This is a genomic window from Janthinobacterium sp. BCJ23 (assembly GCF_059617945.1).
The window spans coordinates 284,072-299,394 of the sequence record NZ_JCAQAW010000004.1; the positions used below are offsets into that span (position 1 = coordinate 284,072).

Annotated in this window: 12 protein-coding genes; 1 reads left to right on the forward strand and 11 read right to left on the reverse strand. The window is 62.6% G+C overall.

Annotated elements, in window-relative coordinates:
* Positions 1–50: 50 nt before the first annotated feature.
* Positions 51–608: a TetR/AcrR family transcriptional regulator gene (locus tag AC54AG_RS15490; RefSeq protein ID WP_331777735.1), complete on the reverse strand. Its 558-nt coding sequence runs from the start codon at positions 606–608 to the stop codon at positions 51–53.
* Positions 609–773: 165 nt separating this feature from the next.
* Between AC54AG_RS15490 and AC54AG_RS15495 the strand changes: the two genes are divergently transcribed.
* Positions 774–1,583 carry an SDR family NAD(P)-dependent oxidoreductase gene (locus AC54AG_RS15495; RefSeq protein WP_496630853.1) on the forward strand — a complete coding sequence of 270 codons (810 nt, stop codon included), beginning with the start codon at positions 774–776 and terminating at the stop codon, positions 1,581–1,583.
* On the opposite strand, the gene AC54AG_RS15500 is transcribed toward AC54AG_RS15495, so the two are convergent.
* The 10 genes from AC54AG_RS15500 to AC54AG_RS15545 form a co-directional block, all read right to left on the reverse strand.
* Positions 1,580–2,866: an O-acetylhomoserine aminocarboxypropyltransferase/cysteine synthase family protein gene (locus AC54AG_RS15500; protein WP_496630854.1), complete on the reverse strand. Its 1,287-nt coding sequence runs from the start codon at positions 2,864–2,866 to the stop codon at positions 1,580–1,582. The genes AC54AG_RS15495 and AC54AG_RS15500 overlap by 4 nt on opposite strands.
* Positions 2,867–2,959: 93 nt before the next feature.
* Positions 2,960–3,871 carry a carbohydrate kinase family protein gene (locus tag AC54AG_RS15505; protein ID WP_496630855.1) on the reverse strand — a complete coding sequence of 304 codons (912 nt, stop codon included), beginning with the start codon at positions 3,869–3,871 and terminating at the stop codon, positions 2,960–2,962.
* Entirely contained in the window at positions 3,868–5,502 is a 1,635-nt protein-coding gene (locus tag AC54AG_RS15510; protein WP_496630856.1) for an alpha-amylase family glycosyl hydrolase, read from the reverse strand. Before AC54AG_RS15510 ends, AC54AG_RS15505 begins: the two co-directional genes overlap by 4 nt.
* A gap of 2 nt (positions 5,503–5,504) precedes the next feature.
* Positions 5,505–6,395 (reverse strand): maltose ABC transporter permease MalG, encoded by an 891-nt coding sequence (malG, locus tag AC54AG_RS15515; RefSeq protein ID WP_034757081.1) that lies wholly within the window; start codon positions 6,393–6,395, stop codon positions 5,505–5,507.
* A gap of 9 nt (positions 6,396–6,404) precedes the next feature.
* On the reverse strand, positions 6,405–7,916 hold the full coding sequence (gene malF / locus AC54AG_RS15520; RefSeq protein WP_496630857.1) for a maltose ABC transporter permease MalF: 1,512 nt from the start codon (positions 7,914–7,916) through the stop codon (positions 6,405–6,407).
* 162 nt (positions 7,917–8,078) lie between these two features.
* Positions 8,079–9,299, reverse strand: a complete 1,221-nt coding sequence (gene malE, locus AC54AG_RS15525; RefSeq protein WP_058047926.1) for a maltose/maltodextrin ABC transporter substrate-binding protein MalE — start codon at positions 9,297–9,299, stop codon at positions 8,079–8,081.
* Positions 9,300–9,408: 109 nt separating this feature from the next.
* Positions 9,409–10,494 (reverse strand): ABC transporter ATP-binding protein, encoded by a 1,086-nt coding sequence (locus AC54AG_RS15530; RefSeq protein ID WP_496630858.1) that lies wholly within the window; start codon positions 10,492–10,494, stop codon positions 9,409–9,411.
* Positions 10,495–10,578: 84 nt separating this feature from the next.
* Positions 10,579–12,216, reverse strand: coding sequence for an alpha-amylase family glycosyl hydrolase (locus AC54AG_RS15535; RefSeq protein ID WP_051991838.1), 1,638 nt, complete (start codon positions 12,214–12,216; stop codon positions 10,579–10,581).
* Between the two features lie 331 nt (positions 12,217–12,547).
* Positions 12,548–13,558, reverse strand: coding sequence for a substrate-binding domain-containing protein (locus tag AC54AG_RS15540; RefSeq protein ID WP_319992692.1), 1,011 nt, complete (start codon positions 13,556–13,558; stop codon positions 12,548–12,550).
* 412 nt (positions 13,559–13,970) lie between these two features.
* Positions 13,971–15,188 (reverse strand): maltoporin, encoded by a 1,218-nt coding sequence (locus AC54AG_RS15545; protein ID WP_072454702.1) that lies wholly within the window; start codon positions 15,186–15,188, stop codon positions 13,971–13,973.
* Positions 15,189–15,323: the final 135 nt, after the last annotated feature.

The following is a 15,323-nucleotide window of genomic DNA, read 5'->3' on the forward strand; positions in this document are numbered from 1 at the left end:
ACATACGTCAACAATGTTGTCGGATTACGCGGCTGCGCCGCTAATCCGACCTACGTCGTAAAAGCTGTGTTCACGGCTTTCAGGATTTCATCGGAAAACGCTTCATCGTCGACGGCGCGCGCCAGCGCCACGGCGCCCACCATAGCCGACAGCATGACGATGGCGTCCTGCCGCGCATGGTTTTTCTTTTTCCACGGAAAATGCGCTGCCAGCTTGCCGATGATGGCTTTCAGATGGAAGGTGAAGGCAGGGCGTACGGCCGGCTGCTTGCGCGCGTCGCCCGCCAGCGCCGCCAGCAGACAGCCATCGCCCGGTGCGTCGCGGTGGGCTGCGCTCACGTAATCGCGCACGTACTGGCGCATCGCTTCCGGGCTGATGGTCGCCGCATCGAGCGCCACGCGCGAGTGTTCCGAACCGTGCAGGGTGCTTTCCGCCATCAGCGCTTCCTTCGAGGCGAAGTGGTTGTAGAAGGGGCCGTGCGTGAGTCCCGTCGCCTGCATGATCTGCCCCACGCTGACGCCGTCGTAACCCTTTTCACGGAATAGCCGCGCCGCCTGCGTCAGGATGCGCTGGTGCTTTTCGGCGGTTTCTTCGGCGGGATAACGCATGGCAGGCTCCTGATCGCGATTCAAAAAATAATGGTTGACATCATACATGATGTTCGTCATGCTTCAACACATTAAACATGATGACCGTCATATTTAATGTGTTGAAGCATGATGGCTATCATGTTTTATGGCCTCAACCCACCCCATACTGAAGAAGGAATGACCATGAATGCAGTTACTACCCAAGGCACGGCCCTCATCACCGGCGCCTCGTCCGGCCTGGGCGCCGTATATGCGGACCGCCTGGCCGCGCGCGGCTTCGATTTGATCCTCGTGGCGCGCCGGGTCGAGCGCCTGGGCACCCTGGCTGCCTCGCTGGCGGAAAAATATGGCGTGGCCGTGCGCGCCATGGCGGCCGATCTGGCCGCACCGGCCGACCTGCAGCGCGTAGCCGAAGAACTGGCCAGCAACCCAGCCATCACCATGCTGGTGAATAATGCTGGTGTCTCGACCCTGGGCGCCGTCGTGGACTCGCCACGCGAGGGTATCGCCGCGATGGACCAGGTCAACGTGGCGGCGCTGGCGCAACTGACGTACGCCGTGCTGCCGCAATTCAAGCAGCGCAACCGGGGCACCGTCATCAACATCGGCTCCGTGCTGTCCTTCCACATCCTGCCCGTCAGCACGATCTACAGCGCCACCAAGGGCTATGTGATGAATTTCACGCGGGGCTTGCAGCAGGAACTGGCCGGCACGGGCATCACGGTGCAGCTGGTGCTGCCCGCGTCGACGGCGACGGAGATCTGGGAATTGAGCGGCGTGCCGCTGGCACAGCTGGACCAGGCGACCATCATGCGCGCGGAAGACTGCGTCGATGCGGCGCTGGCGGGCCTGGACCAGGGCGAGCTGGTGACCTTGCCTTCGGTGGAAGACCAGGTCTTGTGGGAGCGTTTTGACGCGGCCCGCCTGGCCCTGTTCGCGGGCGCGATGCGCGGCAAGCCGGCATCGCGCTATGGCGTCAAAGCCAGCGCTTAAGCGGCGTTGAGCGCCTGCTCCAGGTCTTCGCGCAAGTCGTCGATATGCTCGATGCCCACGGACAGGCGCAGCATGTCTTCGGACACGCCCGCCTTGGCCAGTTCCTCGGGATTGAGCTGGCGGTGCGTGGTGGACGCCGGATGCGTGGCCAGCGACTTGGCGTCGCCGATATTGACCAGGCGCGTGAACAGCTGCAGGGCGTCGAGCACGCGGGCGCCTGCCGCGCGCGGATCCTCGCCAGCCGCCAGTTTCAGGCCGAAGGACAAGATGCCCGAGGCGCGGCCGTGCATGTATTTTTTCACCAGCGCGTGGTCCGGGTGATCTTCCAGGCCCGCGTAATTGACCCACGCGACCTTCGGATGCTGTTTCAGGTGTTTGGCCAGTGCCAGCGTGTTGTCGCAGATGCGGTCCATGCGCAGGGCCAGGGTCTCGATGCCCTGGATCAGCTGGAACGCGCTCAAGGGCGAAATCGCGGCACCCATGTTGCGCAGCGGGACGACGCGCGCGCGGCCGATGAAGGCGGCGGGGCCGAACGCTTCCGTGTAGACGACGCCGTGATACGACACGTCCGGTTCGTTCAGGCGCTTGAAGCGTTCCTTGTGCTCGGCCCACGGGAATTTGCCGCTGTCGATGATGGCGCCGCCCACGGTGGTGCCGTGGCCGCCCAGGTATTTTGTCAGCGAATGGACGACGATGTCGGCGCCATGCTCGATGGGGCGGAACAGATAGGGACTCGGCACCGTGTTATCGACGATCAGCGGGATGCCGTGCGCGTGCGCGATTTCGGCCAGTTTCGCCACATCGGTCACATTGCCCAGCGGGTTGCCGATCGATTCGCAGAAGATGGCCTTGGTGCGCGAGTCGATCAGGGCGGCGAAGGTCTCGGGCTGGCGCGCGTCGGCGAAGCGCACTTCGATGCCGATCTGCGGCAGGGTGTGGGCAAACAGGTTGTAGGTGCCGCCATACAGCTGGCTGGCGGAGATGAAATTGTCGCCCGCCTCGGCAATCGTCTGGATCGCATAGGTGATGGCCGCCATGCCCGACGCCACGGCCAGCGCGGCCACGCCGCCTTCCAGCGCCGCGACCCGCTTTTCCAGCACGTCCTGCGTGGGGTTCATGATGCGCGTGTAGATGTTACCTGCCACCTTGAGGTCGAACAGGTCGGCGCCATGCTGGGCATTGTCGAAGGCGTAGGCCACCGTCTGGTAGATGGGGACGGCGGCTGCCTTGGTGGTCGGGTCGGGGGTGTAGCCGGCGTGCACGGCCAGGGTTTCGATTCTCATGTGGTCTCCGGTTTCAATAATCTGTGTGGTGAAATCCGCAGCCATTGTGCCATGCGACCATTAGCGCGTTGCTACGCTTGATAGAATATTAAGTCATAAGCTAGTGCGGTCTTGATATAAGTCATGCAGCTCCGCCGGTCCGATGAACCGTTCATGCGTGCCAATCTGCGCGCAGGCAAACGCGCCGCCGATGGTGCCGCGGCGCATGGCGGTGTCGATGCCCGCGCCGTCCAGCCAGGCGTGCAAAAAGGCGGCGACAAACGAGTCGCCGGCGCCATTCGTGTCCACGACGGGCAGCATCAAGCCCGCCGCCGGATAGTGGCGCACGGACGCGTCGTCCCGTTCCAGCAGGTAGGCGCCATCCGCGCCCGCCATGGCGATGACGGCTTGCGCGCGGCCTTCCGAAATAATCGCGCGCATGACGTCGTCCCGGCGCTCGCCCAGCGCCGCCGTGCTGAGAAACACGAGGTCGGCGCGCAGTGCGAATTTTTTGTGGTGCGGGTTGACGCCATCCCAGTCGTGCAGGTCGGTCGATACCGTCGTGCCGCACGTCAGTGCATCGTCAAACAGCTCGGCCACCCAGCCCATGATGGAAAAGTGCGCGTGGCGCGCCGGTCCCAGGTAGGGCAGATAGAAGGCGGCAGGCATGCGCACGTCTTCCGGGTGGCGCCCGTCATACAGCGACAGCCGGCGTCCTTGCGGGTCGACGAGGTTGACGCTGCGCCGCGTGCCCGAAGGTTCGACGATGTGCGAGAAATCGAGTTTGGCTTCCTTGTAGCGCTGCAGGATGGCCGCGCCTTGCGCATCGTCGCCGATGAAGTCGATGAACTTGCAGCGCAAGCCCAGCGCGTGGCAACCGAGCGCCACGCCATTGCCCGTGTGCGCCACGTAGTCGCGGATGGGCGGCACATGCAGCGAATCGGCCACGGGCAATTGCAGGTCGGGGACGCGGACGATGGTGTCGATGCCGGCGCCGCCGACCACTAAAATGTCATAGGTACTCATGGTGCAGCTTTCTCCAGCAGGACGGTGCCGGCAGCGTGTACCGCGACGGCGCCGTCCTTGACTATGTAGGTTTGGTTTGTATAGGCGTCGCGCAAGCTGGCGCCGTCGGCGAACACGCCGTGTACTTTGAGTTCGAGCGCGCCTTGCGCCTCGGGCACGGCGATGATGGCGTCATCCTGCATCACGCGGGCGAACGCATATGGCTTGTCGTTGATGAACCGGTGTTCGCCGCGCGCCAGGGCAGGGTGGCGCAGCCGGAACTGGCCCAGCTTGCGCGCATGGGCCAGGGTGGCCGCATCGAGCTTGTTCCAGTTCATGCTTGACCGCGTCGCCTGCTGTTCGTCGCCGATGGGCGCCGCGCCAGGCTGGCGTGCGCTTTCATCGCCATAGAACAGCTGCACGCCGCCTGGCGCCAGCAGCAGGGCGGACAAACCATGCTTCAGCTGATCGCGCGGGAACAAACTGGTGTCGTGCGACGAGATATACGACAGGATGTCGTAGCGGGGACCCGAGGCTTTGTTCAGCAAGCCCGCATACTGGCGGTATACGCCGTCGATGCTTTTCCAGTCGCCGCTCGCGCGATTCTGGAAATCGAAATTGATCATCGAGTCGAATCCCGCGTCATGCCAGCTGCTGCGCTCGGGGCCATGGCCCCATGCTTCGCCCGTCATCCAGAATGGTGCGTCGTCGATTTTCTGCTGCGGGTGGCGCGCCTTCCAGTCGGCCAGGGCATCGGTGGCCGCCGCGCGCAGGGCCAGCCAGCTGGCCGGCTCCACGTGCTTGACGGTGTCGGCCCTGAAACCGTCGACGCCGAATTCGCGCACCCAGTCGGCCAGCCAATGCACCAAGTAGCCGCGCACGGTGGTGTCGGGCAGGGCGACGGCGCGTGTATCGGCTTTGCGCTGCAGAATCGGCGGCAAGCCCACGGCCTTGCCGCTTTCCGTGCGGAAGTCGGGCAGGTAGGCCAGCTGCATGGTGTAGTCGTCCTTGCCGCCGTCTGAATAGCCGGGCAAGCCGGCGCGCACCCAGTCCGGACCCCACCACTGCGCGAATGCGAAGTTGTTGTAGTCGATGAAGCTGTGATAGTCGCGCAGCACGGCCTTTTCGTGGCCGGGCCACAGCACGGGCACCTTGTACTGCGCCAGGGTGCGCAGGTCCGCATAGCCGGGATGGTTCAGCACCACGTCGAACAGCACGCGGATGCCTTGCGCGTGGGCCGTGTTGATCATTTCGCGCAATTCCTCGCGCGTGCCCATGTTGGCGTCCATCGTCGTGTAGTCGAGCGCCCAGTAGCCGTGGTAGGCGTAGTGCTGGAATTGCTGTTTGCCGCCCACCACCCAGCCGTGTATCTGCTCGTACGGCGCCGTGATCCACAGGGCGTTGACGCCCAGTTCCCTGAAATAGCCGGCCTTCAGCTTCTGCGTGATGCCGGCGATGTCGCCGCCGTGGAAGCTGCCGACGTCGCCGCCTTGCGGGTCGGCGGCGCGGCCATAACTGTGGTCGTTGCCGGGATTGCCGTTGGCGAAACGGTCTGTCACGGCGAAGTAGACAATCGGATTCTCGGCAAAGCTCCCTGCCTGCGCCGAAGCGCACAACAGCAGGGCGGCCAGCGTAGTCAGGGGGCGCCGCATGGTCAGCCTTTCACGCCGCCAGCCGTCAGGCCGGAGATCATCCATTTTTGCGCCAGCAGGAACACGGCCGTGATGGGCAGGCCGGACAAGATGGCTGCCGCGGCGAAGTCGCCCCACAGGTATTTTTGCTCGTACAGGAACAGCTTCGAGCCGACGGCCAGGGTCAGGTTGTTCTGTTCATGCAGCAGCACGGAAGCGATCGGGTACTCGATGATGGCGCCGATGAACGACAGCAGGAACACCACCATCAGAATGGGCACCGTCATCGGCAGCAGCACGTAGACGAACGCTTGCCACTGCGTGGCGCCGTCGACCTTGGCCGCTTCCTCGATTTCGATGGGGATGGTTTGATAATAGCCCTTGATGGTCCAGATATGCAGGGCGATGCCGCCCGTGTAGGCCAGCACCAGGCTGCCGTGGTGGTCGATGCCCAGCCATGGCACGTAGCTGCCCAGCACGTCGAAGATGGCGTAGATGGCCACCAGGGCCAGCACGGCGGGGAACATCTGCAGCAGCATCAGCGCGGACAGCGTCTGCGACTTGAAACGGAACTGCATGCGCGCGAACGCATACGCGCAGGTGGTCGACAGCAGCACGGTGACGGTGGCGCTCATGCTGGCCACCTTGATGGAATTCCACAGCCACAGCAGCACGGGAAAGTCCGGTTCGACGAGGGCACCGTTGGGCGCCTGGTAGGACATGCCCAGCGCCAAACGCCAGTGCTCGAAGCTGATCTCGGGTGGTATCAGGCTGCCCGAGGCGAAATTGCCGGGCCGCAGGGAGATCGACAAGATCATCAGGAAGGGGAACATCACCAGCGCGATCAGCGCGATCACGGCGACGTGGGCCGCCAGGATGCGCCAGCGGTTGGAACGGTCGACAACGATAGCCATGGCTGTCCTTTATGCTTTGTTCATGCGCGTCAGGCGCATGTTGACCAGCGAAATCGCGGCCACGAGGAAGAAGATCAGGGTCGAGATGGCGGCAGCCAGGCCAAAGTTCTGGCCGGAATCCTCGAACGCGATGCGGTAGGTGTAGGACACAAGCAAGTCCGTCGTGCCAGCCGGCAAGGTGGTGTCGAGGAAATCGGGACGCCCGCCCGTCAGCAAGCTGATCAGCACAAAATTGTTGAAGTTGAAACCGAGACTGGCCACCATCAGCGGCGTGAGCGGCTTGATGATCAGCGGTAACGTGATCTTGAAGAAATTCGTCAGCGGTCCCGCGCCGGCCAGGGCCGACGCTTCGTACAGGTCCGACGGAATCGCCTTGATCAAGCCCATGCACACCACCATCATGTAGGGGTAGCCGAGCCAGGTGTTGACGATCAAAATCATGGCCTTGGCCAGGGTGGTGTCCGAGAACCAGGCGGGCTTGATACCGAACAGGGCGTCGAGCACGAGGTTGATTTCGCCAAAGTTGTTATTGAACAAGCCCTTGAAGACGAGGATGGAAATGAAACCGGGCACGGCGTACGGCAGGAACAGCAGGGTGCGGTACAGGCCGCGGAAGCGCAGCGCATCCCAGTTCAGGAGCACGGCCAGCACCATGCCCAGGCCCGTCGTCGTGGCCACGCTGATCAGGGCGAAAACGATGGTCCAGACGAAAATGCGCAGGAAGGGGCCGCGGAACGCTTCATCGGAGAAAATCTTGACGAAGTTGGCGAAGCCGACGTTGACCTTGAAGCCCGGTTCCAGTTTCGTGCCGTCCGGCATTTCATAAAAGCCCGTCTTGAAGTTCGGCGTCACCAGTTCGCCCGTGGCGATCTTCTTCAGGGTCTTGTCCGGCAGTTGCTTGTAGACGTGCGCGACGGGACCGAATTCGCGCAAGCCCACCATGCGCAGCTCGATCTTGTTCGGCAGCACGAGGGTGAGCAGCTTCAAATCCTTTTGCAGGGCGATGATTTCCTTGATGCCCAGCGGCGCGGCCAGCACGGGCGCCTGCACGGGATCGATCGGCGCCACTTCCACGTTCAGGGGCACGGCGCGCTTCAGGGCCAGCGGCTGCGTCAAGAGCACTTCGCCCGTGTCCGGGCTTTCCAGGCGCAAGCGGTATTCCTTGTTGTCGGCATGCACGGTCATCGCATAGCCGGCGCTTTCCACCCGCTGCGTTTCGTCGAGCAGATATTGCGTGGCCCGTTCATAGGTGAGCAGGTTGCGCGAACTGAAATTGGTAAAGCCGATCGACACCGTGTACACCATCGGCAGCAGCACGAAGACGATCACCGCCGTGATGCCGGGAAACAGATAACGGTAGGCATAGGCGCGCGGCGACGTGAAGACGAACGTCGTCAGGGTCAGCAAGCCGAGGAAAACGGCGGCCAGCATGGTCTGGCCGGAAATGTACAACATGAAGAGCAGATACAGACCCAGCGCCATGCTGATGGTCAATACCGTAGGGCCGATAAACTTGCGCACGATGGATACCTGTGAAGATGGATGCTGGATGAAGGCGTTGTGGTGTAGGTCGGATTAGGCCCAAAGGGCCGTAATCCGACAACATTGTTGGCTGCACATGTCGGATTACGCGCAAGCGCTAATCCGACCTACGCGAAGTTACGTGGTGCAGCGCGACATTGATTAATTCGCCGTCGTAATCCGCTTCGCCGCCGCATCGAGGCCATCCTTGGTCGTCTGGCGGCCTTGCGTGATGTTTTCCAGCGCCGATTGCATCGACGACCAGAAACGGCCCATTTCCGGGTTGTTCGGCATCGGGCGGCCCGCTTGCGCGCTTTCCATCGTTGCCTGGATGTTCGGATTGGCCTTCAGTTCCGCGAACAGCACTTTATTAGCTGGCGTGCCCAGCGGGACGTCGGCGTTGATGGTTTTCAGGCCATTGATCTGCAGCATCTGGTTTTCCAGGAATTCCGTGGCCAGGTCCTTGTTTGGGCTGGCTTTCGAAATCATCGCGCCCAATACGCCCACGAATGGCGTGGCCGTCTTGCCTGCCACGGTAGGGATCGTTGCCACGCCGAAATTGATCTTCGACTTGCGCGCATTGTCCCACGACCATGGGCCGTTGATCATCATGGCGATCTTGCCCTGGTTGAAGCCCGCTTCCATTTCCGCGTAGCCGGCGCCCTTCGGCATGGCGCCGCTGTTGATCAGGGTCATCAGCGCATTCACGCCTGCCTGCGAACCGGCATTGTTCACGCCCGTTTTCGCCGCATCGTAGCGGCCGTCGGACTTGACTTCAAACGGGAAGCCGCCGCCCGCGCCCAGCAATGGCCACGTGAAATAGGTATTCGTGTAATCCCACAGGATGGCTTTCTTGCCTTGTGCGGACAGTTTCTTGTCCAGCGCGGCGATTTCCTCGAAGGTTTTTGGCGGCGTCGGCACCAGGTCCTTGTTGTAGACGAGGGCGACGGCTTCGATGGAGATCGGGTAGCCCCAGGTCTTGCCGCTCACCGTGAAGGCGTTCCAGGCCAGCGGCAGGATGGCGGCGCGCGCTTCCTTGCTTGGCGTCAATGGTTGCAGCAAGCCGGCGTCGATCCAGGTGCCGATGCGGTCATGCGGCCAGATCCAGATGTCCGGACCCTTGCCGGCGGCGGCTGCTTGCTGGAATTTGTTTGGCGCATCTTCCGGATGCTCGACGACGACCTTGATGCCCGTCTTCTTGGTGAATTCCTCGCCGACCTTGGCCAGGCCCTTGTAGCCTTTGTCGCCATTGATCCAGATCAGCAGGGTGCCGGCTTCGGCCGCGTTCGCCATGCTGACGGCGGCCAGGTTGCCGATGCCGGCCAGGGCGGCGGCGATCAGGGTGGTTTTGATGAAGCTGCGTTTCGGGTGCGTGAAGGACATGTCAATCTCCAGTATCTTTTTTTATGCTAAGTTTATGTTGAGTATCAAGGCTGAAACGATACAACCAGGCCAGGCGGCGCCTGTAGCGCCTGGCCCTTTAAATGCCGAATCAGGTACGGGTCTGGCCGTGCTCGTCGAATACGTGGACGCGGGCGGGCGCCACCTGCAGCGCCACGGATTGGCCAATGGTCCAGTCCGTTTCCGCATCGGCGCGCACGACCAGCGGCTCGTCGCCGCCTGCTACGTGCACGTACAGATAGCTGATGTCGCCCAGTTTCTCCACGGCCTGCACGGTGGCCGTGATGGCGGCCGTGGCGCCGGGCGCGCATGCCTGTACGTGTTCGGGACGCGCGCCGACGGTGACGGGGGTGCCGCTGGCCAATGGCTGCGTCAAGACGGCTTGCAGCATGCCGCCCGCGTTGGTGGCGATGGTGGCCACGCCGTCGGCGTAGCTGTGGATCTTGCCCTTGAGGAAGTTCATGCGGGGCGAACCGAGGAAGCCGGCCACGAACAGGTTGGCCGGGTGGTGGTACAGCTCGAGCGGTGCGCCCACTTGCTCGATACGGCCCGCGTTGAGCACGACGATGCGGTCGGCCAGGGTCATCGCTTCGACCTGGTCATGCGTGACGTAAATCATGGTCGAACGCAATTCGCGGTGCAAATTCGCCAGTTCGATGCGCATTTGCACGCGCAGCGAAGCGTCCAGGTTGGACAGCGGCTCGTCGAACAGGAAGACGTCGGGCTTGCGCACGATGGCGCGGCCGATGGCCACGCGCTGGCGCTGGCCGCCCGACAAGTCCTTCGGTTTGCGTTCCAGCAAAGGCTCGATGCGCAGGATTTGCGCGGCGCGCTGCACGGCGTCGGCGATCTGCACCTTGCTCATGCCGGCCAGTTTGAGACCGAAGGCCATGTTCTGCGCCACGCTCATGTGCGGATACAGGGCATAGCTCTGGAACACCATGGCGATGCCGCGTTTGGCGGGCGGCACGTCGTTCATGCGGGTCTTGCCGATGAACAAGTCGCCGCCGCTGATTTCTTCCAGGCCGCAGATGCTGCGCAGCAAGGTGGATTTGCCGCAACCCGACGGGCCCACGAAGACCATGAATTCGCCATCGGCGATCTCCAGGTCGATGCCGTGCAGGGTTTGCACGTCGCCATATGCCTTCTTCAGGCCTGTTAACTTCAGTCCAGCCATGTCGTCCTCGTTCTCTCAATTTGGCCCCGCTGATGCGCGGGGCTCGTTATTGTAATTGGCGGCATGGCCGCCAAAGCCTGCGATTTACGCCAAAGTGCCGAACCAGCCGCCATGCGGGGGCAGGCTGAGCTGTTGGTTATCTTTACTACCTGGCAAGCCATGGCCAGCAAGATCGGCCGCTGCCGCCGCGTCCGGCCAAGTGAAGGTGACGGCCTCCGTGCCCAGGTTGAAGGCAGCCAGCACGGACGGTTGGCCGGGCAAGTCGCGGCGCAGGGCCAGTACAGGTTCCGGCGCATCGAAGAAGACGATATCGCCGCGCAGCAATTGCGGCAGGGTACGGCGCCAGGCGAGGATGTTCTGCGCAAAGCGCAGCGCCGAGCCGCTATCGTGTTCTTCCACGTCAGCGGCGCGCGCCAGGTGTTCCGGCGGCACGGGCAACCACGGCGTGGTGGTGCTGAAGCCGCCATGCGGCGCTTCGGCCACCCACGGCATCGGCGTGCGGCAGCCGTCGCGGCCCTTGAACTGGGGCCAGAACGGAATGCCGTACGGGTCTTGCAGCGCTTCGAAAGGAATGTCCGCTTCCGTCAGGGCCAGCTCGTCGCCCTGGTACAGGCACGGCGTACCTTTCAAGGCGGCTTGCACGGCCAGCACGACCTTGGCCAGCGATGGCGACGGGTTCTCGCCGCCCCAGCGCGTCATGACGCGCACGCTGTCGTGGTTGCCCACGGACCAGGAAGCCCAGCCGTCGGCCACTTGCGCTTCGAATTCTTCCACTTGCTTGCGGATGTGCGCGGCCGAAAACTCCGCCGTCAGCAAGTTGAAACTGTAGGCCATGTGCAGCTTGTCGGCGCCCGTATAGGCAGCCATGGTGGCCAGCGCATTGTCGTCGCCCACTTCGCCGATGGAAACGGCCTTGTATTCATCGAGCACGGCGCGCACGCGCTGCAGGTAGGCGATGTTTTCCGGCTGCGTCTTGTCGTACACGTGCGCTTGCATGCCGTAGGGATTGATGGCCGACACGCTGCTCGCGTCGCGCTGCGCGGCTGGCGGATTATCGCGCAGCAATTGATCGTGATACGGGAAGTTGCAGGAATCGAAGCGGAAGCCATCGACGCCGCGCTCGAGCCAGAAGCGCAGGTTGTCCAGCTGGGCCTGCTGTACGGCCGGATTGTGGAAGTTCAGGTCGGGCTGGCTGACGAGGAAATCATGCAGGTAATACTGGCCGCGGCGCGGCTCCCATTGCCACGCGGAACCGCCGAATACGGACAGCCAGTTGTTCGGCGCCGTGCCGTCCGGTTTCTGGTCGGCCCACACATACCAGTCGGCCTTGGGATTGTCGCGGCTGGAGCGGCTTTCCACGAACCACGGATGGTTGTCGGACGAGTGCGACAGCACCTGGTCGATCATCACTTTCAAGCCCAGTTCATGGGCGCGTGCCACAAGACGGTCGAAATCGGCCAGGGTGCCAAACATCGGGTCGACGTCGCAGAAATCGGCCACGTCGTAGCCGAAGTCCTTCATCGGCGACGTGAAGAAGGGCGAGATCCACACGATGTCGGCGCCCAGGGCGGCGATGTAGTCGAGCTTGGAGGTAATTCCGGGCAAGTCGCCGATGCCGTCGCCATTGCTGTCGAGGAAGCTGCGTGGATACACCTGATAGATGACGGCGCTGCGCCACCAGTCGGCGGGCAGGTGGGCGAGATTGTTCTGGATGGTCGGCATGAATGATTTCTTAAAAGTTGCCTGTAGCGTTGGCTATCAGGGCGGCGCTGCTGGTTGGTAGGCGAACGTCTTATTTTAAAATTCAAAGCGCTTTGGGTATGAAATGAGTATAGTTCAAAGCGCTTTGAAAAGTAAAGCGATACACGCTCCAGACATACGATTTTTTTATGAGGGTGATTCAGAAAGGGAAAAACTGCGCGAAGAGGGCGTTTACGAAACCCCCCAGCGGAGGCCGGGGTCGGACCCTGAGGGGGAATGGTCCCAGTGGGACCCATTCCGATCACGCAGTGACTGACCCCAGCTTTCTGCTGCGGGCCAATGCAATATTTAACTACCTAATTACCGGTCCCGCCGACTCGCCCGGCAACAGTTCGCACGGCCACAGTTCCTGCAAGTCGGTGACGGGCGTGCCGTCCATCAGGGCCAGCAGCATGTTGATCATTTTTGCGCCGGCGCCGCGCGGGTCGGGCTGGACGACGGTGGTGACGTTGTGGCCGGCCAGGGAATCTTCCATCACGCCCCAGACGATCAGCGACATCTCGCTGCCTATGGCGATGCCCGCGTCGAGCAGGGCGCGCACGGCGCCCACGCCCGACATGTGATTGTCGACGATGACGGCGGTGGGGCGGGGCGAGCGGGCCAGCAGGCGCTGCATGGCCTGGTAGCCGGCGCGGCGGTCGTGGGCGTTGTCGACCAGGTTGTCCGGGTCGACGGCCAGGCCGCCCGCCTGCATGGCGTGCTGGAAACTCTCGACGCGCTGGCGCACGAAGTTCAGGTCCGGCGTTGCGCTGATCAGGCCGATGCGCTGGTGGCCCAGCTGCGCCAGGCGCTCGACGGCCAGGCGCATGCCCGCCTCGTTGTCGTAGTCGAACCACGCGTGCGGCTGGTTCAGCTGCGTGCGGCCATGCGCGACAAACGGCATGCCCTGCTGCGCCAGGTAGGCGATGCGCTCGTCGAACGGTTTCGTGCGCCCGACGATCAGGCCGTCGATGCGGCGGCCCTTGACCATGCGCTCATACGTGTGGAATTCATTGGTGGCCGAAGCGGGCGCGATCATCATGTCCATCTGCTGCGCTTCCAGCGCTTCCGACATGCCGCCCACGATGTCGATGAACATGGGGTCGGCCAGGTCGTTCGGCATCAGCGGGTAGATGATGCCGACGATATTCGTGCGCCCGACGGCCAAGCTGCGCGCCATGGGATTGGGACGGTAGCCGGCCGCCTGCGCGGCGGCCAGCACCCGCTCGCGCGTGCGTTCGCTTACTTCCGGATAGCCATTCAAGGCGCGGCTGACGGTGGTTTCGGATATTCCTAGCGTTTTGGCGAGATTTTTGAGGTTCATGGATGCTGCAGTCGGGGTGGGTCGGGAGCGGTGCGGTGCCGTGCAATGCAGGGTAGTTTATCTGATAAATGCCGGAATGATCAGAGGTATGGCAAGCGGCGGCGGCGCCCAAAAAAATACGCGGGCAAACCCAGGGGCGCCCGCGCTAAAAGAGGATACTGCTGAATCACTACATTGAAGCTGCCGGCCATCGCGTGCAGCGGCGAAATGGTGGGTCCGGTTACTACCTGCCCCTGAATGAGCGGGTGGTGCTGCTGCCAGTGGCTGGCGCCTTGCGGCGTCAGCCAGTGTTGGATGCCTCTGGTCAATAAAGAGCGTCTGATAAAACGTTCAGGGCAAGGCGCGCGGTCGCAGACAGTACGCTAGTACGGCAAGACCGTGCAACGCCGCCATGGACGTTTTTCAGATGCTCTTACCACCACGACTCGACCTGGAAACCGACCGAGCTGCCGTTTGTTTTTCCACCAAACACGCCCGTCGACGACAGCGCCGATTCCGCGGCGGCGGCCGACTGGGCTGCCTTGTTCCATTTGGCGTAGGTGTAGAAGGCGCGCAGCACGGGACGCGACCAGAAGCTGTTGCCGGCCGACAGTTGCGGCGCGAAGGTCAGCTTGGTCAGGTTGCGGCTCTCGCCGCCTTCCGGCTTGACGATGTCGTGGCCCAGTTCCACGGCCAGGCTGTAGTTGTCCGTGAAGTGGTAGACGGGACGCGCGCCGATCGATGTCCATTTGCTGCTCACGCCTGCCGTTTCCTTGTCTTCGTAGACGAAGGTGCCCATGCCCGACCACGCGCCTTTGGGCTGGATCATGATCTGTTCCGTCAGGCGCACGACCTTGTCATCCTTGCCGGCGCCCAGGCTGAAGCCGCCCGTGTTGGCGGCGCTGCCTTTGCCGTACTGCAATGCCACCTTGTTGAAGCCGCCCAGCAGATTGCCTTGCGTATGCATGACGGTCAGCAAGTGGCCGCTGGCGATGGGGGCCGCGCCTTGCGCGTTGCGTTTCTGGTTGAATTGCAGGCCCAGGGTCAGTTCGCCATCGGGGTTGACCTTGATGCCGGAGAAGCGCAAGTCGTGCGACAGGCCCATGCGATTGCTGTCGCCATCGTCGGCCGTGCGCACGATGGCGTAGGCCAGCTTGGCGGCGCCCAGGTCGATGTTTTCCAGGCCGGCGCCCGGGCCGCTGTTATTCCAGAAGTAGTAATCGGTGATGTGCACGTCCTGGCGGTCATAGTAGCGCTTGCCGACCCAGGCGCGCGCTTCGGCGAAGGCGCCCGTGCCGATCTTGTCGGCGACCACGTTCATTTCACGCCACGCCGGGTCCGATTGCTCCCAGTCCTGGTTCTGATTGACGGAAAACGCCACCAGGGTATTGATGCGGAAAGTGGTGCCGTTGGCTGCCTTGAAGGCTTCGCCGCCGAATTTCAGCTCGCCGTAGGTTTCGCACTCATTGCCCAGACGATACTTGGACGATGCGCCAGCCAGGCCGAAACACGCTTCCTTGCCGCCTTCGCTGCTGGTGCCGAAGCCCGAGCGGATGTAGCCGCCGAAGTCGATCGGCAGGGCGGCCTGGGCCGACGCGCTCAAGGCCATGAGCACTGCCGCTGGCAACGCTTTCAAGAAAAATTTGTTCATTGTGTCTCCAGTGTTTTTATAGGTGTGGGATTAGCGCGCGTAGTTTCGCACAACCAAAGCGCTTTAGTTATGTTTCAAAGCGCTTTGAGTATAGTTCAAAGCGCTTTGATCAGTAAACTAGTTTTATTCCTTGAA